Genomic DNA, 19,647 nt, shown 5'->3' with positions numbered 1-19,647 from the left:
CCGAAGCTTTGGGATTTAGTGTTCATTGCCCACGCCATCCGGTCTATGTTTCAAAGGCAGGAGGGCTGTTCCGATGATACCCAAAGATCTGGTCAGCGAGGTTTTCAGCTATGTCAGGGCGCGGGATGCGTTGGGATCCGGGTGCGAGACGGGCGTCAAGGGGCTGTACGCCATTGGCAACCTGGAAAAGACCGCCTGTTCGGCGGCGTTTTATGATCCCATCATGTGTCTGGTACTGCAGGGTGCGAAAGAGGCGCATATGGGCGGGCGGGTCGTGCGCTATGGTGCGGGCGACACACTGATCGTCAGCCACGCGGTGCCGGTGGACGCGGCGGTCATTCAGGCCAGCCCCGATGCCCCCTATACCGCGCTTGCCCTGCGGCTGGATCTGGCGCTGGCGCGCAGCCTGTATGACGAGATCGGCGGAGTGGCTGAACCCGAGGGCCATCTGCATTCTCTGGATGCGGCGGCCAGTGATGCGGCCCTGATCGGCGCGGTGGCGCGGCTGTTCCGGCTGTCGTGCGACCCGGTGGAGGCCCGCGCGCTTGGCCCTTTGGTGCTGAAGGAGATCCATTTCCGGCTGCTGCGCGCGCGTCACGGCGGCATGTTGCGCCAGCTGCTGCGGCACGAAAGCCCGGCCAGCCGGATTTCCAGAGCCATCGCGCTGATCCGCAGTGATTTCCGCCAGCCGATCCCGGTTGCCGATCTGGCCGCTGAATCGGGGATGAGCGCCTCGGCCTTTCATGAACATTTCAAGGCGGTGACCTCGACAACACCGTTGCAGTACCAGAAAGAGCTGCGCCTGCTGGAGGCGCGACGGCTGTTGATGTCGGGGGGCCATTCGGTTGCATCAACGGCGTTCGAGGTAGGGTATGAAAGCCCCACCCAGTTCAGCCGGGAGTATTCCCGCAAATTCGGTCTGCCGCCGAGCGTCGAAAAATCTGCATCGGCCCTGTTGGCGGGATAGCTCAGATGCCGCGCTGCGGTGGCATCCGGCGCATCATCCAAAAGACATAGGCCGACAGGATCGCCGCCATGAAACACCAGATCGAGGTGAAGGCGTAGGAGGCGAACAGAAAACCGATCGCGACAGAGGCCGCGATCAGCCAGCCGAAGATGCGAAGCTGCCGGTGGCCGGAGCCGATCAGGGGCACGACGATGATGATCGCATAGACGACCCGAACCGCAACCTTGAGCATCTCGGTGGGAAACATGTGAGGGTTTTCGTAGCGGATGGAATGATGCACCAGCACGATTTCAAGCCGTTCCGGATGATAAAGAACCGGCAGGAACAGCAACATCCCCAGAATGAACCCGGCCACGGCGATCCACGAGAACAGCTTTCTCCGCGCCGGGCCCGGTTCGATCAGCGCCGAGGAAAGCGGCACCCAGAACGGCCAGAACCAGTAGGCGAAGAACAGAAAGACCATCTCGGGCCGCAGGGGCAAGGCCGTGGCGCCGTCAAGCGAAAGCCACAGGAACCCTTCGGCCAGCTGCTGGATGCCGAAGAACAGCGGCAAGGTGGCCAGCGCGAGGTAACGCCGCCCGGCCCGGCGCGCGGCGGCGGTGGTGAAATAGCTGCACGATATCAGGGCGGCGCCAGCGACAAAGCTGGCCTGGGCGGAAAAACACATGGTGCGGGAAACTTACTATGTTCGCGCCGATGCGCCACCCGGTGGCATGTGTTTTTGCCGGGCCGTTACTTTTCCGCACGCGCGGCTATGGCCCTGACGACATGGCGCAGGGCCTTGGCCGCGCCCTTGCGGTCGCCCGACCGCCATTTGCCGTCAACGATATCCAGCGCCGCATCAAGCCGCGCCGCTGCCTGCGGGTCCTTTTGCGATCTGGCCGCGACCAACTGCCCGGCACGCGCCCTGAGCCGGGTCCAGCGGGTATCGGCCAGAGGTTCGGAAGCGGCGCTTGTCTGGGGCGCTGCAGGCCGGTCCTGCAGCACGACCTTGAGCTTCAGCCCCTGGTCGTGCAGGAACCGCTTGATCCGGCGGGCCAGCCGGGGCGGCGGGCGGTTGTCGCAGCTGAGCGTCATCACCCGACCCCGCATCGACGCCGTGCCGAATGCCACTTTCGGGGTCTCGCCCAGTTGCCGCGCCACCCGCCCCATGACATCCGGCGCGCGGTCGCGATGCATGACCAGAACGCTGGTTTCCACCGAGCTGCCCAGGCAAAAGCCATAGCTGACCGGCCTTTGCCGCGACAGCGACACCATGGCTTTGAGGTCTTCGGCATCGGGGGGCGTCGCACTCATCCCCACCCCCGCGCCCTGATCAGCCGGTGCAGGCCGACCACGGCAACGATCCCCACCCCCGAGAACACCAGCAGCGTCGTCCAGTCGAGTTGTCGCATATGCGCGCCCAGCCAGGTCGACAACAGCGTGATTGGTATGATGCCAACGGCAGTTGTCCAGACGAATGTCCAGAGCGGCACGCGGGTCAGACCGGCGGCATAGTTGATCAGGTTGAACGCGACCACCGGCAGGAATCTCAGGACCAGCAGCGTGAAGGCGCCCTGCGTAAGGGTCCAGTCATCCAGCCGCCGCGCCTGCGACTGGCTGAGCCAGCCCCGCACGACATCGCGGCCCAGCCAGCGGGCAAGGCCAAAGGCCACCAGCGCCCCCGGCATGGCGCCGCACCAGATCAGCGCCGCTCCGGTCAGCGTACCGAATATCGCCCCGGCGCAGATGGCCAGGATTTCAGCCGGGAACGGCACGAAACTGTGCAGGATCATCAGCCCGATCACCATCGCGGGCGCCCACATCCCGTAGCCGCGCAGATAGGCCGCCATCTGTCCGGGCGTGGCGAAATACTCGCCATAGGCATAGGCCACCCATGTTCCGGCCACAAGAACGGCCAGCACCCCGGCACAGAGGATCAGGCGGGCGGTTGTGGTCATGGTTGGTCGGGTCCTCGGCCAGTTCGAGACCCAGTATAAGGGACCGCACCGGGAATATCCTATTGATTTCCCTTCGTCCTCGCGAAGGTATGAACGCGGTTTTTGGGCGGCAGGCGCCTTGTGGCGCAACCCGGCAAGGACGCAAGGCCGCGCATATGCTTCTTTCTGGCTGCAAATACCCCAGGGAGCTTAAGGGACAGCGTCCCTCAACAAAAAACCAAAAGAGCGCGCCAAAGGCGCTCTATTCGATTGCCCGCACCCATGCCCCGCGCTGGCGGAGTTGCGTCGAGCTGACATGCAGCATCGGCACATCGGCAAAACACCACGCGGGCGCGTCGGAGCGCCCCAGCAGATGGCGGGCCTGCCCGTCGATCCGATATCGCCCGAACGCGCGTGCCGCCGGCGACATCCGCGCTGCAATGCGATCCCCCGGGCGCGCGACGACACCCACGGGCACGGTTTCCATGATCGACCGCCAGTTGCGCCATTTATGCAGTTGCGCCAGATTGTCGGCCCCCATCAGCCAGACAAACCGCACCCCCGGATAAAGCACCCTGAGCGCCGCCAACGTGTCCGCTGTTGCCCGCGTGCCGATTCTGGCCTCGATATCGGTGATTTCGACGCGCGGATGGCGCATCAGCGCACGCGCCGCCGCCATGCGCTGGTCTAGCGGCGCGGGACCACGTTCCTTGAGCAGGTTTCCCGGCGACACCAGCCACCACACGCGGTCCAGCCCGAACGCCTTCATCGCCTCGCGGGTGATGTGGACATGGCCCTGGTGCGGCGGGTCGAACGAACCGCCCAGCAGGCCGACCACCTGTCCGGGGCGCGCGAAGGGTATGGAGTGCCTCATCATTCTTCGCTGTTGTTCAGAACTGGCGACGCTTGTCAATCGACTGGACTGACGTCGTCGCCCAGCCGGATCAGCCCCGACCGCAGCACTTCGGCACACCAGCCGCCATGCCCGCGCACCGCCGAATAGCCTCCCTTGCCCAGCGCCTCTTCCATCCGGCTGCACGGCGCGCAGATCACGCCGAGGCGCAGAACCGCCTCACCCACCCGCACGTCACGCCCCTTGAGGGCGGACAGGTTTATTCCGGAAACGACAAGGTTGCGCCGCAGGATATCCGGCGCCACTGACCCTTTTCCAAGATACGCCCCAATCGGCGCCAGATGCTCGGCCTGGATCAGCGTCACCGCCCGCTTGCCCGCCCGCGCGCGGTCACCCTGCAACCCTTCCGGGCCGACCTGAACCGCCTCCAGGGCGCGCATCGGGGCGCGCCGCTCGGGCCGCACGCCGATCCAGCGCACCTGTCCGGGCTGTGCCCAACCCGCGATCAGTTCGGCCAATTCAGCCATTACCGCTCTCCTCCCACCGGAATAAAGCTCAGGTCCGGCAGGCGGTCCAGCGGATAGCTGCTGTGCAACCGCCAGATCGTGTCCTGATCCTGCTCCAGCGGCCGCAGCGTGCCGCCGGGAAAGGCCCGGGTCCGCAGCGCCAGCGCGATATCCGACATCACACCCGGATTGTCGCGGAAATAGGAATGCCCATTGCCGCCCGCACCTTCGACCCGGATGAAGTGGATCAGCCCCACCTTTTGCAGCGCCGCAAGCTCGCCCGGCGCGAAATCCGACGCATCCAGTCGACCGAACCGTGCCTCCTGCGTCAGCACCGAAGCATAGGCCAGCGCCTTGTCCCTGGGGTTGATATAGACGTTGACCTGCTCGAAGGCCTCGGAAAACCGCTCGCTGATCAGCCGCTGGCGCACCGTGCCCACATCCAGATCGGGCGCGGCCAAAATCAGGGTGCCGGTCTTCATGGTCAGCTTGGGCTTGTTGCCCCGTCCCCGCTCGCGGATGACCAGTTCGCGCAACGCCGACGTCACCACGTCCGTGCCCCGCGAATGCGCCACGATATCGATCTGGTCGACCTCGGGCACCGAGGCCAGCAGATCCAGCAATTCCTTGAAATGATAGACTGAAAACTCGCTCGATTCGCGGTCTTTGAAATACTTGAACAGGCCCGGGTTTCCGGCAGGCCAGGAAAATGCCAGCGGGATCGACTGCCGCCCGGAATAGTGCCAGATATTGGTCAGCGTCGTCAGCGCGTCGTCGAATTCGTTGTTGAACCCGTGCACGTAGATCAGGATGTTGCCCGTCCCGCTTTGCCGTGTCTGTTCGGCGATGGCGGTGCGGAACTGATCGGCATAAAGCTCATAGGTCCGCCTGGCGCCCGCCTCGGTCTGCAACCGCCCGTCGCGTCGTTCCGATACCAGCGGCGTCTTGGAAAAGCGGATGTGGTCGGCAAATGACGCCACATTCAGCCGGGCCGGGCGCTGCGTGCTGCCCGCCTGGGTCTGCGCCAGCAGCGCGTTCCAGCTGTCGACGCCGCTGAAGGCGACCGTCGCCGTGCCGTATGACATCGAATCCGAACGCTCTGACAGATACACTACCTCGCCATTCTCTTTCAGATCCTGCGACCGGTCGGTGGCATACAGAACCTGCGGCGTCACGCTGCGATAGACGGGCGGAACCCTGTCGGCCTGATAATTGCGACCCTCGGCATAGACATTGGGAACCTTCGCCAACCGATCCGTGCGCGAGGTGCATCCCGCGAGGACCAGACAGGCAAGGCCAAACAGCCCAAGCAATCCGGCAGTTGAACGATTCCGCATGATCCGATGCCTCCTTTGCCCCGAAAGCACTGCAGAAGGCCGAAAAAATCAAATCAAACCTGCGGCATGTCTTCTTCATTTCTAGACGATTGCCCCTCCTCACGCCTTCCGCTATCACACCGCCCAACCCGAATTCCCCTTTCCAGAGGACACGACATGGCCGCCTATCAATATGTCTACCACATGCAGGGTGTCTCCAAGACCTACCCCGGTGGCAAGAAGTGCTTCGAAAACATCCACCTGAGCTTTCTGCCCGGCGTGAAAATCGGCGTTGTCGGCGTCAACGGCGCGGGTAAATCGACGCTGATGAAGATCATGGCCGGTCTCGACACCGACTTCACCGGTGAGGCATGGGCCGCCGAAGGCGCCAAGGTTGGCTATCTTCCGCAGGAGCCGCAGCTGGATGAATCGCTGACCGTGCGCGAAAACGTCATGCTGGGCGTAGCTGAAAAGAAGGCGATCCTCGACCGCTACAACGAACTGGCCATGAACTACTCGGATGAAACCGCCGACGAGATGGCCAAGCTGCAGGACGAAATCGACAGCCAGAATCTGTGGGATCTCGACAGCCAGATCGACGTGTCGATGGAGGCGCTGCGCTGCCCGCCGGACGATGCCAACATCGCCAACCTTTCGGGCGGTGAAAAACGCCGCGTGGCGCTGTGCAAGCTGCTGCTGGAAGCGCCCGACATGCTGCTCTTGGACGAACCGACCAACCACCTGGACGCCGAAACCATCGCCTGGCTGCAACAGCACCTGATCGACTACAAGGGCACCATCCTGATCGTCACCCACGACCGGTATTTCCTGGATGACATCACCGGCTGGATCCTGGAACTCGACCGCGGCCGCGGCATTCCTTACGAGGGCAACTATTCGGCATGGCTGGAACAAAAGGCCAAGCGGCTGGAACAGGAAGCGCGCGAGGACAAGTCCAAGCAGAAAACCCTGCAGCGCGAACTGGAATGGATGCGTCAGGGGCAAAAGGCCCGTCAGGCCAAATCCAAGGCCCGGATCAACGCCTATAACGAGCTGGCCGAACAGTCCGAACGCGAAAAGCTGACCCGCGCCCAGATCGTCATCCCCAACGGCCCCCGCCTTGGCGGCAAGGTGATCGAGGTCAACGGGCTTGCCAAGCACATGGGCGACAAGCAGCTGATCGAAAAGCTGGACTTTGCCCTGCCCCCCGGCGGCATCGTCGGTGTGATCGGCCCCAACGGCGCGGGTAAGTCGACGCTGTTCAAGATGCTCACCGGGCAGGAGAAACCCGACGCCGGCACCATCGAATACGGCGACACGGTGCAGCTGTCCTATGTCGACCAGTCCCGCGACGACCTGAAAGACAACGACACCGTGTGGGAGGCGATCACCGGCGGGGCCGAGATCATCCAGCTGGGCGACGCGCAGGTCAATTCCCGCGCCTATTGCTCGTCCTTCAACTTCAAGGGCGGCGACCAGCAGAAAAAGGTCTCGCTGCTGTCAGGGGGTGAGCGCAACCGCGTCCACATGGCCCGCCTGCTGAAAGAGGGCGGCAACGTCCTGCTGCTGGACGAACCGACCAACGACCTCGACGTCGAAACCCTGCGCGCACTGGAAGACGCGCTGGTCGATTTCGCCGGCTGCGCCGTCGTCATCTCACACGACCGCTTCTTCCTCGACCGGATCTGCACGCATATTCTGGCGTTTGAGGGGGATGCACATGTTGAGTGGTTCGAGGGCAACTTCGAGGATTACGAAGAAGACAAAAAGCGAAGGCTCGGGCCGGACGCGCTGGAGCCCAAGCGGTTGAAGCATAAGAAGTTTGCGAGGTAGTCTGATTTGTCGAACCTGTTCCTCGACGCAAACATCCTGCTAGATTTCTACCGATATGGTGCTGATGATCTTAGCGAGATCGAAAAACTAGTTACCTTGATAAAAGATGATGAAGTAATCTTGTATTCAAACTCTCATCTCAAGAATGAAACACAGAGGATGAGGGAACGAGTTTTGTCCGACTCGTTCTCGGAGCTCAAGGCAACGAAGCACCAGGTCAAGGCACCAAATTACACCAAAAAATTACCTGAACTAGCGGCTCTGCAAAAAGCTCTTAAAGACGCTAACGACGGTCATTCAAAATTGGTGGAGGCAGTAGGCAAGAGGATCGCAAGCAAGAACCTCGATGCAGATGTTCTCATCACGGCCATGTTTGACAAATGCCAAAACCTAGAGATCACTGAAGATGTCATACGGGCAGCGCGCTTACGCCAAGACCTTGGGAATCCACCCGGAAAGCAAGGTGCAATCGGAGATAGTATTCACTGGGAAACCCTTCTTGGTGCGGCAGGGTTGAAACAGATAGACATTGTGTCTAGAGACGGCGATTTCGAATCCGAGTTGGACATTGGAAATTTGAAGTCGTTTCTTTCAGAGGAATGGTCAGACCGGAAATCAGGTTATTCGCGAGTGACCCTCTACAAATCTCTCAGCAGCTACTTCAAGAAAGAATTCCCAAAAATTGAACTTTCCAAGGAAACTCAAAAGGTTGAGCTTATTGAAGAACTTAGGAACTCGCCAAATTTTGCATCTACACACAGTATTATCGCTGAGCTGGCCCCCTTTGAATACTTTACCAAAGGCCAAGTACATCGATTAATCGAGATATTGTGTGACAATCCTCAGATCGGACGGATCGGAACAGACGCTGACGTCAAAGCCTTTTATTCACGTTTCGAGACAGATGCATCCGATTTGCCTCAGGAAATGCTCGCCGAAGCTGCCAAAATAGTTGGCGAAAAGGAGGAGTTCTATTTCTTTCCCTTTTAGCACGCGTAGGATGGGTGCTTGCACCCATCACGACAACCTGTAAGCCGGGCTTCAGCCCGGCACCCCTCGAAACACCCACACCTTTACCAACGTCCGCCGATGAATGGCCTCAAAACTCTTCAATCGCCTTAAGGGGAATGGTGGATGCCGGGCTGAAGCCCGGCCTACGGGGGGTGTTCTTTGTATCACGGCTCTCCGAATGCGCCGTCCGTCACACCGCCGCTCCACTCCGGATCAACCCGGCCTGCGCGGATATCACGATGGATCGACGAATACGGCCAATCGGTCGGACGCTCCACCAACCCATGCTTGACGGAGGCTCCGCCCGTTCGCACCTCGAAACGTCCATAGGACGTTTCGCCACCTACGATAAACCTGTGCTCACCCCCAACAATACGCCATGTGATTGCGGTAATCCTGTTCGTCGCGAATGGTATGTTCCCAAAACCGGCGCTGCCAAAAAGGCGCTTCGCGTTTATTGGCCCGTAGGCCGGGCTTCAGCCCGGCATATCTGCCGGATGTCACAACGGGTAGATGCGTGAGTTCGGGTGCCGGGCTGAAGCCCGACCTACGGTTTGCCTTGTTCACGCCCATGGTAAACCGCGCCTTGATCGCGCCCCACCGCGTTGAATAATCCGCATCCCCCGGCGGCAAGGTCCACACCGCGTGCAGATGATCGGGCAGCACGACAAAGGCGTCGCACCAGAACGGCCGCTCACACCGGGTCACCAAATAGGCTGCACGCAGATGAGCAATTTCCCGGGTCAACAGATCCGATGACCGGTCACTCAATGACACGGTAAAGAAATACTTCGCTCCGGGAATACGGACGCGGCGATAGTCGGACATGCCGAAAGATCACCCAAGACCCATTAAAGTTCGGTGAACCGCCCCCTGCTGCCTTAACCCGTATTCCGTTACAAGGAACCGGGTCGGCACGGCGCCGGTGATCCTGGCCAGATCCTGCGTGCTCTGATAGACGTGGCTGCCCAGTTCCAGTTGCGACACCGCCGAGCCATCGGCGCCCACGACGCCCCGACCTCAAGACACCCCCGCGAATCACCGCACCATATTTGCGCAACTCCGCCATATCCCTGCCCAAATCTCGGGTTTTCCTGACAGGACACTACTGGGAGTGCTTCGTCATGGCCCTTATCTTTTTCGCCAGCGTCGCCGGGCTTGTCGCCGCCATCGTGCAGGTGTTTGTTTTCGATCTGTCCATCTCGATGGCTGTCGCAACGTATCTGGCCTTTGCTGTCGCCTCGACCCTGATCTTCGGGTTCCGTCACCTGGGGCTTGCGCGGCGGTTGCGCAAGAATGGCGGGGACGAGATTCTGGAAGCCGAAAACCGCGATACGGCGGCGGATCGACTTGTACGATCCGGACAAACGACCTGAAAAAAAACGATACATTTCGAACAAAACCTTGCCAGTCGCCTTTGGCAATGCCATATCCCCATCGCTATCGTTTTTCTATTTCGACCTACTGTCTCCGACCACCGGCGCTCAGTCTATCGATCCAGACGACGCTGCCAGGCTGCCGCAATTCCGTGGGCAGCAACAATCAGGAGATACCGGAATGCCCGCAGGCACCGTAAAATGGTTCAACACCACCAAAGGCTTTGGCTTCATCGCACCCGAAACAGGCGGCAAGGACGTGTTCGTGCACATCTCTGCTGTCGAGCGTTCGGGCCTGACCGGCCTGGCCGACAACCAGAAAGTCACCTACGAGCTGCGCTCGGGTCGTGACGGCCGCGAAAGCGCGGACAATATCGAACTGGCATAAGCCATTGACTGGGCGGGATTAATTCCCGCCCTACGTCCTTACCCAGCCGACGATCTGCCCTTCGCGCAGCGCCCCGGACTGGCGTTTCCTTTCCTTGCCCTTTTCAAAGGCCACCATGGTCGGAATACCGCGGATGCGATAGCGCCCGCCGGTCGACTGGTATTTCTGCGTGTCCAGCTTGACCAGACGCGCCTGTCCGGCCAGCTTGCCCGCGGCCCTGGAAAACTCCGGCCCCATCATCTTGCACGGCCCGCACCACGGCGCCCAGAAATCAACGACCAGCGGCAGATCGTCGTGTTTCGCCGCCTTTTCGAGAATCGCCGGATCGACGTCCACTGCCGCGCCGCTCACCAACCCAGACCCGCATTTCGCGCATTTGGGACCCGCCAAAAGCTTGTCACCAGGTATCCGGTTCAGCTGGCCACAGCTCAAACAGGTCAACGTCGTTTCAGTCATCTCCGGGTCCTTCAATAACCACATTTCCCAGATAGGAACCGGGATGGCCCTGCGCAATCGGCCGCGCTTAACCAAATCTTATGAAGGTCCAGCCAATCATCGAGTCATTTCAAATATCACAAAACTGTCAGGGGGCTTCTGCGCCCGGAAACTATTGCCCAAATTGGTACTGTCATGAGAAAAATCGCCCACCCTCTTTGGCCCGCCCTGTCCAGCCTGACCCTTGCCGGGTTTGCCCATTTGATTTCGCTCCCGCAAGAGCTGGGCGCGCATCCCTGGTGGGCGGACAAGGTGATCTGGATCGGTCTGCCCATCGGTCTTGCGCTGGTCGGGCTGGCCTGGGTTCTGTCCATCCCTCGCAATCTCCAGTTGGTCGGGTTCACGCTGTTTGCCCTGGCCGCGTTTCTGGCGGCACAGGGCGGCAAGACGCAGTTCGCCGCATCCTACGCCGAAGACCTGCTTGCCGGGCAAATCTGGTATTTCGGCTGGGTGGTCACCTGTGCTCTGACGACCGCAGCTTCGGCATCACTTTTCTGTTACACACGCAAGGTGGATTGACCGGCACGGACCTCCCGCCGAAACTGGACCTATTGGTTTTGTTGTTGAAAAGGGGATTGAAATGATTTCGCGCCGCGCTTTTCTTGCTGCTGCAACTGCGGCCGGCGTTCTTCCAGGTCAGGCGAATGCCAAGCAAGCCGTCGAATATGACCCGACGCCACAGATCGTCAGGATCAAGAAACAGTTCCTGCCCGGCCAGTTGCTGATCGTTCCGCGTTCCTTTTACCTTTATTTCGTGACCGAGCCCAAAAAGGCGATCCGATACGGTTGTGGCGTGGGCAAAGCCGGGTTGGAGTTCACCGGAACCGCGACCATCGACGTCAAGAAGGAATGGCCCACCTGGCGCCCCACCCAGGAGATGATCGAGCGCGATCCGGTGGCCTATGGCAGATTTGCAGACAACGACTATGTGCAGCCGGGCGGCACCGACAACCCGCTGGGCGCAAGGGCGCTGTACCTGTTCCAGAACGGGCAGGACACATATTTCCGCATTCACGGCACCAACCAGCCCGAAACCATCGGCCACGCCGTTTCCAACGGCTGTATCCGGATGCTGAACGAACATGTCATGGATCTGTATGAAAGGGTGCCTATCGGAACGGTCGTGACCGTTGTCTGATCCCCGCGCGTCGGAGGCACGAAGGCCATGATCCGAGTCTGGAAAATTGCCTGCCTGCTCTGGCCCGGAGCGGTCTTGGCCGCTTCCGCCTATCAGCCGCCTGACTCTGAGGTCGCGATGGTCAAATCCCGGCTCACACCGCTTCAATATCTATCTTTCGCCGCCGGGTTTGAGTATTGCGGATATCTTGGTTGGAACCAGTTCGGGAATTTGACCTTCACCGTCATTACGCGCGGCGACGAAAGCGGTTGCACGCCCGCAATACCCCGCAGCGGTTTCACCCCGATCGCCTCGTTGCACACGCACGGGGCCTATGACGCCTTTACGCCTGCCGAATTCCCGACCGTGCTGGATCTCGAGGCGGATCGCGACGAAGGCGTCAACGGTTATGTCGCAACGCCGGGTGGTCGTCTTTGGTTCATCGACAGCAATGCCATGGTCACCTATCAGATCTGCGGCCTGGCCTGTCTGCCACAAGACCCCAATTTCCGCGCCGGTGACGATGGCATCATCCGGCAAAGCTATACCCATGACGAGTTGATGCAACTGGAATACACTCACTGACGCCCGTCACGGGGCGGACCAGTCGACACCCTCCGCCTCTTCGATCTTCAGCCGTCCTTCGGGCCAGGGCCGCGTCAGTTTCCCGGCCTGCGCCTCTGTCCCGCTCAGCCACAGCGGAATATCCCGAACCTCCAGCAACACCCCCATCCGATGGTGGATCGGGCGGGCGTCATCGTTCGGCTCACAGGTGACGATCGCAACCTGATCCACCGCCATGCTGGCCGAGGCCTGCCACCGGTCGGTGATCGCGGCGAAAAACAACAGCCCGCCTTTGGCATCAGATATCCGCCACGCGGTCTTGCGCCGCGCCGGCCCTGTCCATTCATACCAGCCGTCGGCGGGAACCGCCGCGCGGCCGACACCGGAAAACGCCGATTTTTCGAACACGGTTTCCGAGCGCGCGTTGATAATCGTTTCCATCACCGGACGCCCGCGTGCATTGACCCGCCCGACCGGGATCACCCCCCAGCGCATTCGTGTCAGCCCGTCGGGGCCGAACACGACGACCGGTTGTCCGGGCTGAATGTTGCGGCGCGGCGGTTCACTGGCCAGGTCCCCGACCGATGTGTCCAGCCGTTGCGCCACCTGATCGGCTGGTGTGGTCAGAAACAGGCGCCCAGGCATGGCAAATCACTCCGCCGCACCGACGCGGTCCACCAGTGCCAGAACATGCGGCCCGAGGTTTTCGACAATGGCCGCCACGCCCCTGGCATTGGGATGGATGCCGTCGGGCTGCATCATCTGTTGGACTGCCGCCGGATCGTCCGATCCCAGCCCCGCAAAGAAATTCCCGGCCAGCAAGGTGTCATGTTGCCGGGCCAGATCGGGATAGATTGCATCGAACGCGGCCTTGTATTCGGGCCCAAAATTGCCCGGTGCTTCCATCCCGATCAGCAACACCTCAACCTCGGCGCTGTTCGCAACCGTCAGGACATGATCCAGATTGGCCCGCGCCTCGGCCGGATCAATCCCGCGCAACAGGTCATTACCCCCCAACACCACGATCATAGCGTCCACATCGGGCGTCAGTGTCCATTCGACCCGCGCCGCCCCACCCGCCGTGGTGTCGCCGGACACGCCGGCGTTGATCAGACGCACATCCGCCCCGTTCCCGGCCAGCCATTCGCGCATCTGCGGCACGAAACCCTCCTGCTCGATCAGGCCGAAACCCTGCGTCAGGGAATCCCCCAGCGCCGCGACAACCACCTGTTCGGCACAGGCGGGCGCGCAGATTGCAACCAGCAGGCCAGCGGTTAAACTCTTGCGCATGAACGATTTGGCTCCATATCCAGTCAGGTACCCAACTCACAGGACCCGCCGATGACCGACCCCGTGCTTATTCTCAAAGATGCCTCTTTGTCGCTGGAAAGCAATGCCGGGCGTGTCGATATCCTGCACGACGTTTCGCTGAGTGTTGAGCGCGGCGAAACGCTTGGCCTTGTCGGTCCTTCGGGTTCGGGCAAGTCATCGCTGCTGATGCTGATGGGCGGGCTGGAACAGGCCACGCGCGGGTCCATCACCGCCCTGGGGCAAGACCTGACCCGGCTGGACGAGGACGCGCTTGCCCGTTTCCGCCGCGACAACATGGGGGTGGTGTTCCAGAACTTCCACCTCATCCCCACCATGACCGCGCTGGAAAACGTCGCCACGCCGCTGGAACTGGCAGGCCACCGCGACGCCTTTTCCCGCGCCGAGGCCGAGCTGGACACCGTTGGCCTTTCGCACCGGCTCGACCACTACCCCGCGCAACTGTCGGGCGGCGAGCAACAGCGCGTCGCGCTGGCCCGCGCTTCGGCCCCGCGCCCGCAGATCCTTTTGGCGGACGAGCCCACCGGTAATCTGGACGAGGCCAACGGCCACGCCATCATCGACCTGCTGTTCGGCCTGCGCGACCGGCATGGGGCGACACTGGTGCTGGTGACCCACAGCCACGAACTTGCGCGCCGCTGCGACCGGGTGGTCCGGCTGCGCGATGGCCGCGTCGATACCGAAACCCGCCGCGAGGCCGCCGAATGAGCCTGCGCCAAGCCGCCCGCATCGCCCGGCGCGAACTGCGCGGCGGATTGCAGGGGTTCCGCGTCTTCCTCGCCTGCCTCGCCCTTGGTGTTGCCGCCATCGCCGCCGTCGGTTCCGTGCGCTCTGCCATCGAGGCCGGGCTGGCCCGCGAAGGCGCCGCACTGCTTGGCGGCGATGCCGAGCTTGAATTCACCTATCGGTTCGCCAGTGAAGACGAGCGCGCCTGGATGACCGGCAAGGCCGATACCCTGTCCGAGGTCGTCGATTTCCGCTCGATGGCGGTGGTCGACCGGGCAGAGGAAACCGACCGGGCGCTGACACAGGTCAAGGCCGTCGACGGGGTGTATCCGCTGGTCGGCACTGCCCGCCTGTTCCCCGACATACCCCTGCCGCAGGCGCTGGCGGGCCGCGACGGGCTGCCCGGCGCGGTCATGCAACGCGTGCTGATCGACCGTCTGGGCCTGCAGCCGGGCGACACTTTCCGGCTTGGCACGCAGGATTTTGTTCTGATGGCCACCCTTGTCCACGAACCCGACGGCGCGGCAGACGGGTTCGCTCTTGGCCCGCGCACCCTGGTGCTGACCGACAGTCTTGCCAATTCGGGCCTGTTGCAGCCGGGTACGCTGTTCTCCACCAAATACCGGCTTGACCTGCCCCCCGGCGCTGACCTTGCCGCGACCGCTCGCGAAGCGAAACGCACATTCCGGAACGCCGGCCTGCGCTGGACCGATGCCCGCAATGGCGCCCCCGGCATTGCCGAGTTCGTGTCGCGCCTCGGCGCATTCCTGATCCTCGTGGGCCTGTCCGGCCTTGCGGTCGGCGGTGTTGGTGTTTCTGCCGCCGTCCGCGCCTATCTGACCGGAAAGACCGGCACCATCGCCACCCTGCGCACTCTGGGGGCGGACCGCACCACCATCTTCCAAACCTATTTCCTGCAGATCGGCGCGCTGTCGATCCTCGGCATCCTGATTGGCCTTCTTCTGGGCGGTCTTGCCCCCGTCCTGCTGGCCCCGCTGCTGCAAGCGCAATTGCCGGTACCGGCGGTGTTTTCGCTCTATCCGGAACCGCTGTTCGAAGCCGCGCTTTATGGCCTCATCACCGCCTTCATCTTCACTCTCTGGCCATTGGCCCGCACCGAAGACATCCGGGCCGCCGCCCTGTTCCGCGACGCCCTGTCGGCATCGCGCGCCCTTCCACGCGTCCGCTACGTGCTGGCGACCGCCCTTGCCCTGGCGCTGCTGGTCGGGCTGGCCGCATCCTTCAACGGCTCGCCCCGCCTCACGCTCTGGACAGCCGCGGGTCTCACCGGTGCCCTGATCCTGCTGGCGGCCTCGGCCTATGGCATCCGCGCCCTCGCCCGCCTCACCCTGCCGGGCGCACGGGGGCGTCCTGCTCTTCGCTGGGCGCTCGCCGCCATTTCCGGCCCACGCGAAGGGGCTGCATCGGTCGTCCTGTCGCTGGGCCTTGGCCTGTCGGTCCTTGCGGCAGTCGGCCAGATCGACGGCAACCTGCGCCGCGCGATCTCGGGCAATCTGCCCGATGTCGCACCCTCCTATTTCTTCGTCGACATCCAGAAAGACCAGATGCCCGGCTTTACCGAACGCCTGTCCAACGATCCGGCGGTCAGCGGCATGGAAAGCGCGCCGATGCTGCGCGGCGTCATCACCCGGATCAACGGAAAACCTGCCCGCGACGTGGCGGGCGATCATTGGGTGCTGAGTGGCGACCGGGGTGTGACCTATTCCGCCGCCCCACCGCCCAAGGCCCGCCTGACCGCCGGGGAATGGTGGCCCGACGACTATTCCGGCCCCCCGCAGATCAGCTTCGCCACCGAAGAAGCGCAGGAAATGGGCCTTTCCCTCGGCGATACGCTCACCATCAACATCCTGGGCCGCGACATCACCGCCGAAATCACCTCGTTCCGCGAGGTTGATTTCTCGACCGCCGGCATGGGGTTCGTGTTGTCGATGAACCCCGCTGCGCTGGCCGCCGCACCGCACAGCTTCATCGCCACGGTCTATGCCGAGGAGCAGGCCGAGGCCGCCATCCTGCGCGACCTCGCCACGCAGTTCCCCAACATCACCGCCATCCGTGTCCGCGACGCCATCGACCGCGTGTCCGAGGTGCTGGGCGGGCTGGCAACCGCCACATCCTATGGCGCGGGTGTGTCGTTGCTGACCGGGTTTCTGGTGCTGATCGGCGCCGCCGCCGCTGGCGAACCCGCCCGCCGGCACGAGGCGGCGATCCTGAAAACGCTCGGCGCCGCGCGCCGCCGTATCCTGCTCAGTTTCGCCCTGCGCGCCGCACTGCTTGGCGCGGCGGCGGGCCTTGTGGCGCTGGCGGCCGGTTTGCTGGGCGGCTGGGCCGTCGCAACCTACGTTTTCGAGCTGAACTTCACGGTAATCTGGCCCTCTGCCGTCACCATCATCGGCACAGGGATAGGCGTCACCCTCGCAGCAGGGCTGATCTTTGCCTGGCAGCCGCTTTCGGCCCGCCCCGCGCAGGTCCTGCGGGCCAATGATTGACCCAAGGCATGCGGTTCAGCCTGCGCTCAGGCGCTTTGCCGCAGACAGGCCACCGGCTGCAGGATTTTCAGCAGGTCCGTGTTGTCACAAACCAGCGCATCCAGCGTGATCTCATCCAGCGAGGCATAAAAGGCCTGCGCCGCATCCCGCAGCGCCAGCCGCAACCGGCAGGCATCTGTCAGTGGACAGGTATTGTCGGCATCGGCAAAACACTCGGCAATCGGCAGGTTGCCTTCGACATCGCGGAATACCTCACCGATCCGGATCTGTTCGGCGGGCCGCCCCAATGACATCCCCCCGTTCCGACCGCGCTGGGTGCTCAGATAACTGAGCTGGCTCAGCTGGTTGATCACCTGGGCCAGATGGTTTTCGGAGATATTGCATACCTCGGCGATCTCGGCTTTCGTGACCAGCCGGTCCTGATGCGCGGCACAATACATCAACAGACGGATGGCGATATTCGTCCTCTTGGTAATGCGCATGTGTTCCTCCTCGAATTTCACGGTGGAACCTTATTGCACGCGTTCCAAAAAAACTGTTTGACATACATCAATTGCTCACATGACAACAAACCCGATGAAAGACCCGTATTTCTTTGGCTATGGCAGCCTCGTCAATCTCGCGACACATGATTTCCCCGATCCGCACCCGGCCACGCTGCGCGGCTGGCGGCGTGCCTGGCGGCACACCGATCTGCGACCGGTGGCCTTTCTCACCGCCATCCCTGCCCCGGACAGCGAAATCGAAGGCATGATCGCCCATGTACCCAAAAACGACTGGGCGGCACTGGACGAACGCGAATGGGCCTATGACCGGGTGCCCGCGACCCGGGCCATCTCGCACCCGCTGAAGGGAGACGTCGAAATCGCCGTCTACGCCGTGCCGGAACACCGCCACACAGCCCCCTCCGACCGCTACCCGATCCTGCTCAGCTATATCGACGTCGTGGTCCAGGGCTATTTGCGCGCCTATGGGCCGGACGGGGCCGACCGGTTCTTCGCCACCACCGACGGGTGGGGCGCACCGATCCTGAATGACCGGGCCGAGCCGCGTTATCCCCGCCATCAGCAACTCCGCCCGGAAGAGACCGAATTCGTCGACGACCGCCTTGGGGCGATCTCGGCAAAAATCGTCCAGACCGCCTGACGAAAAAGGGCGGGTGCCCACGCGCCCCGCCCGTCTTCATCTTTTCACAAATACTCTCGCCGAAGGCACGCGCCCGTACGGGCGCGTTCACTCAACCGCGGGCGCGGATCACCTGCATCAGCGGCAACAGCGCGGCCATCTCCGGCCCCCGCTCCATGCCGGTGACCGCCTTGCGGAGCGGCATGAACAATCCCTTGCCCTTGCGGCCCGTGGCCTCCTTGACGGCCTGGGTCCACGTACCCCAGGTCTCTCCGTCATACGGGCCTTCGGGCAACAGCGCCATCGCCTCGGCGATGAACGCGCGGTCCTCGTCTTCGATCAGCGGCTCGGCGCCGTCGCGGCACAGCTCCCACCAGCCCTGAAGATCGTTCAGCGTTGTGATGTTCTCGCGCGCCATCAACCAGAACGGCTCGGCCAGATCATCCGGAACGCCTGCTGCCGCCACCGCATCGGCCACGTCCGACAGGGGCAGCATCTGAAGGTACTTGGCGGTCAGCGGGAACAGGTCCTGCACGTCGAACTTGGTCGGCGCGGCGCCGAACCGGGTTACGTCGAACCCGTCGATCAGCTCCGCCATGTCGTTTCGCATTTCAACCGGGTCCGAGGACCCCAGCCGCGCCATCAGGCTCAGCAGTGCCATCGGTTGGACGCCCTGCTCGCGCAGGTCGCGCAGCGCCAGCGTCCCCAGACGTTTCGACAGCGCCTCGCCCTGCGGTCCGGTCAGCAACGAATGATGCGCAAAGCTGGGAGGTGTTCCGCCCAGCGCCTCGATGATCTGGATCTGGGTGGCGGTATTGGTCACGTGGTCGGACCCGCGCACCACGTTCGTCACACCCATTTCGGTGTCATCCACCACCGAGGCCAGCGTGTACAGCACCTGCCCGTCCGCCTTGATCAGCACCGGGTCCGAGACCGAGGCGGCGTCGATCGAGATGTCGCCCAGAATGCCGTCGGTCCATTCGATCCGCTGTTGATCCAGCTTGAACCGCCACACCCCGTCACCACGCTCGGCGCGCAGCGCGTCCTTTTCAGCCTCCGACAGCGCCAGCGCGGCGCGGTCATAGACCGGCGGCTTGCCCATGTTGAGCTGTTTCTTGCGCTTGAGGTCCAGCTCGGTCGGGGTCTCGAACGCCTCGTAGAACCGCCCCATCCCGCGCAGCTTGTCGGCGGCCTCGGCATAGCGGTCCAGCCGCGCGGACTGCCGTTCGACGCGGTCCCACTGCAGGCCCAGCCATTCCAGATCCTGCTTGATGGCGTCGACATATTCTTCTTTCGACCGTTCGGGATCGGTGTCGTCGATGCGCAGGATGAAGGTGCCGCCTGCCTTGCGGGCAATCAGGAAATTCATCAATGCGGTGCGCAGGTTGCCGACGTGGATGTAACCGGTGGGCGACGGGGCGAAACGGGTGGTGGTCATGGGTGTCTCCTGTTGCGCGGCTCTTGTCACATGGGCGGCATTTTGTCCAGCGCGGCTGAACGCGCCTTTCGGCGCGCATGCCTCCGGCGGGCGTATTTTTCAAAAGATGAAGCGGGTCAGGTCGGGTCGACCGGCCAATGGGCCGCCAGATCGGTCAACCCCGCCCGGATCAGTTCC

General features: G+C 62.6%; 24 protein-coding genes. 11 read left to right on the top strand and 13 right to left on the bottom strand.

Going from position 1 to position 19,647, the window contains the following annotated elements; all coding sequences use genetic code 11:
* Nucleotides 1-73 precede the first annotated feature (73 nt).
* A complete protein-coding gene (locus AC2FNB_RS02545) occupies nucleotides 74-967 on the top strand; it encodes an AraC family transcriptional regulator (protein ID WP_496744277.1) in 894 nt (297 codons plus the stop codon).
* 1 nt (nucleotide 968) lies between these two features.
* On the opposite strand, the gene AC2FNB_RS02540 is transcribed toward AC2FNB_RS02545, so the two are convergent.
* From AC2FNB_RS02540 to AC2FNB_RS02515, 6 genes are all read right to left on the bottom strand, one after another.
* Complete coding sequence (locus tag AC2FNB_RS02540; protein WP_496744275.1) at nucleotides 969-1,634, bottom strand: DUF6629 family protein; 666 nt, start codon at nucleotides 1,632-1,634, stop codon at nucleotides 969-971.
* Nucleotides 1,635-1,699: 65 nt separating this feature from the next.
* Nucleotides 1,700-2,263 (bottom strand): hypothetical protein, encoded by a 564-nt coding sequence (locus tag AC2FNB_RS02535; RefSeq protein WP_496744273.1) that lies wholly within the window; start codon nucleotides 2,261-2,263, stop codon nucleotides 1,700-1,702.
* Complete coding sequence (locus AC2FNB_RS02530) at nucleotides 2,260-2,907, bottom strand: TVP38/TMEM64 family protein (RefSeq protein WP_496744272.1); 648 nt, start codon at nucleotides 2,905-2,907, stop codon at nucleotides 2,260-2,262. Before AC2FNB_RS02530 ends, AC2FNB_RS02535 begins: the two co-directional genes overlap by 4 nt.
* A gap of 241 nt (nucleotides 2,908-3,148) precedes the next feature.
* Entirely contained in the window at nucleotides 3,149-3,760 is a 612-nt protein-coding gene (locus AC2FNB_RS02525) for a nicotinate-nucleotide adenylyltransferase (RefSeq protein ID WP_496744270.1), read from the bottom strand.
* 35 nt (nucleotides 3,761-3,795) lie between these two features.
* Nucleotides 3,796-4,266 carry an MOSC domain-containing protein gene (locus AC2FNB_RS02520; protein ID WP_496744268.1) on the bottom strand — a complete coding sequence of 157 codons (471 nt, stop codon included), beginning with the start codon at nucleotides 4,264-4,266 and terminating at the stop codon, nucleotides 3,796-3,798.
* A complete protein-coding gene (locus AC2FNB_RS02515) occupies nucleotides 4,266-5,582 on the bottom strand; it encodes an alpha/beta hydrolase (protein WP_496744267.1) in 1,317 nt (438 codons plus the stop codon). Before AC2FNB_RS02515 ends, AC2FNB_RS02520 begins: the two co-directional genes overlap by 1 nt.
* A gap of 156 nt (nucleotides 5,583-5,738) precedes the next feature.
* On the opposite strand from AC2FNB_RS02515, the gene ettA reads away from it, so the two are divergent.
* Both ettA and AC2FNB_RS02505 read left to right on the top strand, forming a co-directional pair.
* Nucleotides 5,739-7,394: an energy-dependent translational throttle protein EttA gene (gene ettA / locus AC2FNB_RS02510; RefSeq protein WP_496744265.1), complete on the top strand. Its 1,656-nt coding sequence runs from the start codon at nucleotides 5,739-5,741 to the stop codon at nucleotides 7,392-7,394.
* A gap of 6 nt (nucleotides 7,395-7,400) precedes the next feature.
* The gene (locus AC2FNB_RS02505) at nucleotides 7,401-8,384 is read left to right on the top strand and encodes a PIN domain-containing protein (protein WP_496744263.1); all 984 of its coding nucleotides are present in this window, start codon (nucleotides 7,401-7,403) and stop codon (nucleotides 8,382-8,384) included.
* A gap of 381 nt (nucleotides 8,385-8,765) precedes the next feature.
* On the opposite strand, the gene AC2FNB_RS02500 is transcribed toward AC2FNB_RS02505, so the two are convergent.
* Nucleotides 8,766-9,233, bottom strand: a complete 468-nt coding sequence (locus AC2FNB_RS02500; RefSeq protein WP_496744261.1) for an REP-associated tyrosine transposase — start codon at nucleotides 9,231-9,233, stop codon at nucleotides 8,766-8,768.
* Between the two features lie 9 nt (nucleotides 9,234-9,242).
* On the bottom strand, nucleotides 9,243-9,413 hold the full coding sequence (locus AC2FNB_RS02495; RefSeq protein ID WP_496744259.1) for a hypothetical protein: 171 nt from the start codon (nucleotides 9,411-9,413) through the stop codon (nucleotides 9,243-9,245).
* Between the two features lie 116 nt (nucleotides 9,414-9,529).
* Between AC2FNB_RS02495 and AC2FNB_RS02490 the strand changes: the two genes are divergently transcribed.
* A complete protein-coding gene (locus tag AC2FNB_RS02490; protein WP_496744258.1) occupies nucleotides 9,530-9,781 on the top strand; it encodes a hypothetical protein in 252 nt (83 codons plus the stop codon).
* A gap of 181 nt (nucleotides 9,782-9,962) precedes the next feature.
* Complete coding sequence (locus AC2FNB_RS02485; protein ID WP_480751815.1) at nucleotides 9,963-10,169, top strand: cold-shock protein; 207 nt, start codon at nucleotides 9,963-9,965, stop codon at nucleotides 10,167-10,169.
* Between the two features lie 30 nt (nucleotides 10,170-10,199).
* On the opposite strand, the gene AC2FNB_RS02480 is transcribed toward AC2FNB_RS02485, so the two are convergent.
* A complete protein-coding gene (locus AC2FNB_RS02480; RefSeq protein ID WP_480751814.1) occupies nucleotides 10,200-10,625 on the bottom strand; it encodes a thioredoxin domain-containing protein in 426 nt (141 codons plus the stop codon).
* Nucleotides 10,626-10,799: 174 nt separating this feature from the next.
* Here AC2FNB_RS02480 and AC2FNB_RS02475 point away from each other — a divergent pair, with 174 nt between their 5' ends.
* From AC2FNB_RS02475 to AC2FNB_RS02465, 3 genes are all read left to right on the top strand, one after another.
* Nucleotides 10,800-11,183, top strand: coding sequence for a hypothetical protein (locus tag AC2FNB_RS02475; protein ID WP_480751812.1), 384 nt, complete (start codon nucleotides 10,800-10,802; stop codon nucleotides 11,181-11,183).
* Nucleotides 11,184-11,244: 61 nt separating this feature from the next.
* Nucleotides 11,245-11,802, top strand: a complete 558-nt coding sequence (locus AC2FNB_RS02470; RefSeq protein ID WP_480751811.1) for a L,D-transpeptidase — start codon at nucleotides 11,245-11,247, stop codon at nucleotides 11,800-11,802.
* A gap of 27 nt (nucleotides 11,803-11,829) precedes the next feature.
* Nucleotides 11,830-12,366 carry a DUF4329 domain-containing protein gene (locus tag AC2FNB_RS02465; protein WP_496744255.1) on the top strand — a complete coding sequence of 179 codons (537 nt, stop codon included), beginning with the start codon at nucleotides 11,830-11,832 and terminating at the stop codon, nucleotides 12,364-12,366.
* A 6-nt stretch (nucleotides 12,367-12,372) separates the two neighbouring features.
* On the opposite strand, the gene AC2FNB_RS02460 is transcribed toward AC2FNB_RS02465, so the two are convergent.
* Nucleotides 12,373-12,990, bottom strand: a complete 618-nt coding sequence (locus AC2FNB_RS02460; RefSeq protein WP_496744253.1) for an SOS response-associated peptidase — start codon at nucleotides 12,988-12,990, stop codon at nucleotides 12,373-12,375.
* Nucleotides 12,991-12,996: 6 nt separating this feature from the next.
* On the bottom strand, nucleotides 12,997-13,635 hold the full coding sequence (locus tag AC2FNB_RS02455; RefSeq protein ID WP_496744251.1) for an arylesterase: 639 nt from the start codon (nucleotides 13,633-13,635) through the stop codon (nucleotides 12,997-12,999).
* Nucleotides 13,636-13,686: 51 nt separating this feature from the next.
* Between AC2FNB_RS02455 and AC2FNB_RS02450 the strand changes: the two genes are divergently transcribed.
* Together AC2FNB_RS02450 and AC2FNB_RS02445 are read left to right on the top strand one after the other, a co-directional pair.
* Entirely contained in the window at nucleotides 13,687-14,382 is a 696-nt protein-coding gene (locus AC2FNB_RS02450; RefSeq protein WP_496744249.1) for an ABC transporter ATP-binding protein, read from the top strand.
* Nucleotides 14,379-16,907, top strand: coding sequence for an ABC transporter permease (locus AC2FNB_RS02445; RefSeq protein WP_496744248.1), 2,529 nt, complete (start codon nucleotides 14,379-14,381; stop codon nucleotides 16,905-16,907). Before AC2FNB_RS02450 ends, AC2FNB_RS02445 begins: the two co-directional genes overlap by 4 nt.
* A 26-nt stretch (nucleotides 16,908-16,933) precedes the next feature.
* On the opposite strand, the gene AC2FNB_RS02440 is transcribed toward AC2FNB_RS02445, so the two are convergent.
* Nucleotides 16,934-17,389, bottom strand: a complete 456-nt coding sequence (locus AC2FNB_RS02440) for an RrF2 family transcriptional regulator (RefSeq protein WP_480751803.1) — start codon at nucleotides 17,387-17,389, stop codon at nucleotides 16,934-16,936.
* 94 nt (nucleotides 17,390-17,483) lie between these two features.
* Between AC2FNB_RS02440 and AC2FNB_RS02435 the strand changes: the two genes are divergently transcribed.
* Nucleotides 17,484-18,053, top strand: coding sequence for a gamma-glutamylcyclotransferase family protein (locus AC2FNB_RS02435; protein ID WP_496744246.1), 570 nt, complete (start codon nucleotides 17,484-17,486; stop codon nucleotides 18,051-18,053).
* Nucleotides 18,054-18,144: 91 nt separating this feature from the next.
* Here AC2FNB_RS02435 and gltX read toward each other — a convergent pair whose 3' ends face one another.
* Nucleotides 18,145-19,470 (bottom strand): glutamate--tRNA ligase, encoded by a 1,326-nt coding sequence (gltX, locus tag AC2FNB_RS02430; protein ID WP_496744244.1) that lies wholly within the window; start codon nucleotides 19,468-19,470, stop codon nucleotides 18,145-18,147.
* Nucleotides 19,471-19,647: the final 177 nt, after the last annotated feature.

The sequence above is a fragment of the Ruegeria sp. BHSB058 genome, from assembly GCF_059613285.1.
The sequence above is the reverse complement of the archived record's forward strand: the minus strand, read 5'-3'. Positions and strand labels throughout refer to the sequence as shown.

Bases quoted from the DNA above. Each gene is read 5' to 3' on its own strand.
- AC2FNB_RS02545 (WP_496744277.1), top strand. From the start codon at position 74: ATGATACCCAAAGATCTGGTCAGCGAGGTTTTCAGCTATGTCAGGGCG.
- AC2FNB_RS02540 (WP_496744275.1), bottom strand. From the start codon at position 1,634: ATGTGTTTTTCCGCCCAGGCCAGCTTTGTCGCTGGCGCCGCCCTGATA.
- AC2FNB_RS02535 (WP_496744273.1), bottom strand. From the start codon at position 2,263: ATGAGTGCGACGCCCCCCGATGCCGAAGACCTCAAAGCCATGGTGTCG.
- AC2FNB_RS02530 (WP_496744272.1), bottom strand. From the start codon at position 2,907: ATGACCACAACCGCCCGCCTGATCCTCTGTGCCGGGGTGCTGGCCGTT.
- AC2FNB_RS02525 (WP_496744270.1), bottom strand. From the start codon at position 3,760: ATGAGGCACTCCATACCCTTCGCGCGCCCCGGACAGGTGGTCGGCCTG.
- AC2FNB_RS02520 (WP_496744268.1), bottom strand. From the start codon at position 4,266: ATGGCTGAATTGGCCGAACTGATCGCGGGTTGGGCACAGCCCGGACAG.
- AC2FNB_RS02515 (WP_496744267.1), bottom strand. From the start codon at position 5,582: ATGCGGAATCGTTCAACTGCCGGATTGCTTGGGCTGTTTGGCCTTGCC.
- ettA (WP_496744265.1), top strand. From the start codon at position 5,739: ATGGCCGCCTATCAATATGTCTACCACATGCAGGGTGTCTCCAAGACC.
- AC2FNB_RS02500 (WP_496744261.1), bottom strand. From the start codon at position 9,233: ATGTCCGACTATCGCCGCGTCCGTATTCCCGGAGCGAAGTATTTCTTT.
- AC2FNB_RS02490 (WP_496744258.1), top strand. From the start codon at position 9,530: ATGGCCCTTATCTTTTTCGCCAGCGTCGCCGGGCTTGTCGCCGCCATC.
- AC2FNB_RS02485 (WP_480751815.1), top strand. From the start codon at position 9,963: ATGCCCGCAGGCACCGTAAAATGGTTCAACACCACCAAAGGCTTTGGC.
- AC2FNB_RS02480 (WP_480751814.1), bottom strand. From the start codon at position 10,625: ATGACTGAAACGACGTTGACCTGTTTGAGCTGTGGCCAGCTGAACCGG.
- AC2FNB_RS02475 (WP_480751812.1), top strand. From the start codon at position 10,800: ATGAGAAAAATCGCCCACCCTCTTTGGCCCGCCCTGTCCAGCCTGACC.
- AC2FNB_RS02470 (WP_480751811.1), top strand. From the start codon at position 11,245: ATGATTTCGCGCCGCGCTTTTCTTGCTGCTGCAACTGCGGCCGGCGTT.
- AC2FNB_RS02465 (WP_496744255.1), top strand. From the start codon at position 11,830: ATGATCCGAGTCTGGAAAATTGCCTGCCTGCTCTGGCCCGGAGCGGTC.
- AC2FNB_RS02460 (WP_496744253.1), bottom strand. From the start codon at position 12,990: ATGCCTGGGCGCCTGTTTCTGACCACACCAGCCGATCAGGTGGCGCAA.
- AC2FNB_RS02455 (WP_496744251.1), bottom strand. From the start codon at position 13,635: ATGCGCAAGAGTTTAACCGCTGGCCTGCTGGTTGCAATCTGCGCGCCC.
- AC2FNB_RS02450 (WP_496744249.1), top strand. From the start codon at position 13,687: ATGACCGACCCCGTGCTTATTCTCAAAGATGCCTCTTTGTCGCTGGAA.
- AC2FNB_RS02445 (WP_496744248.1), top strand. From the start codon at position 14,379: ATGAGCCTGCGCCAAGCCGCCCGCATCGCCCGGCGCGAACTGCGCGGC.
- AC2FNB_RS02440 (WP_480751803.1), bottom strand. From the start codon at position 17,389: ATGCGCATTACCAAGAGGACGAATATCGCCATCCGTCTGTTGATGTAT.
- AC2FNB_RS02435 (WP_496744246.1), top strand. From the start codon at position 17,484: ATGAAAGACCCGTATTTCTTTGGCTATGGCAGCCTCGTCAATCTCGCG.
- gltX (WP_496744244.1), bottom strand. From the start codon at position 19,470: ATGACCACCACCCGTTTCGCCCCGTCGCCCACCGGTTACATCCACGTC.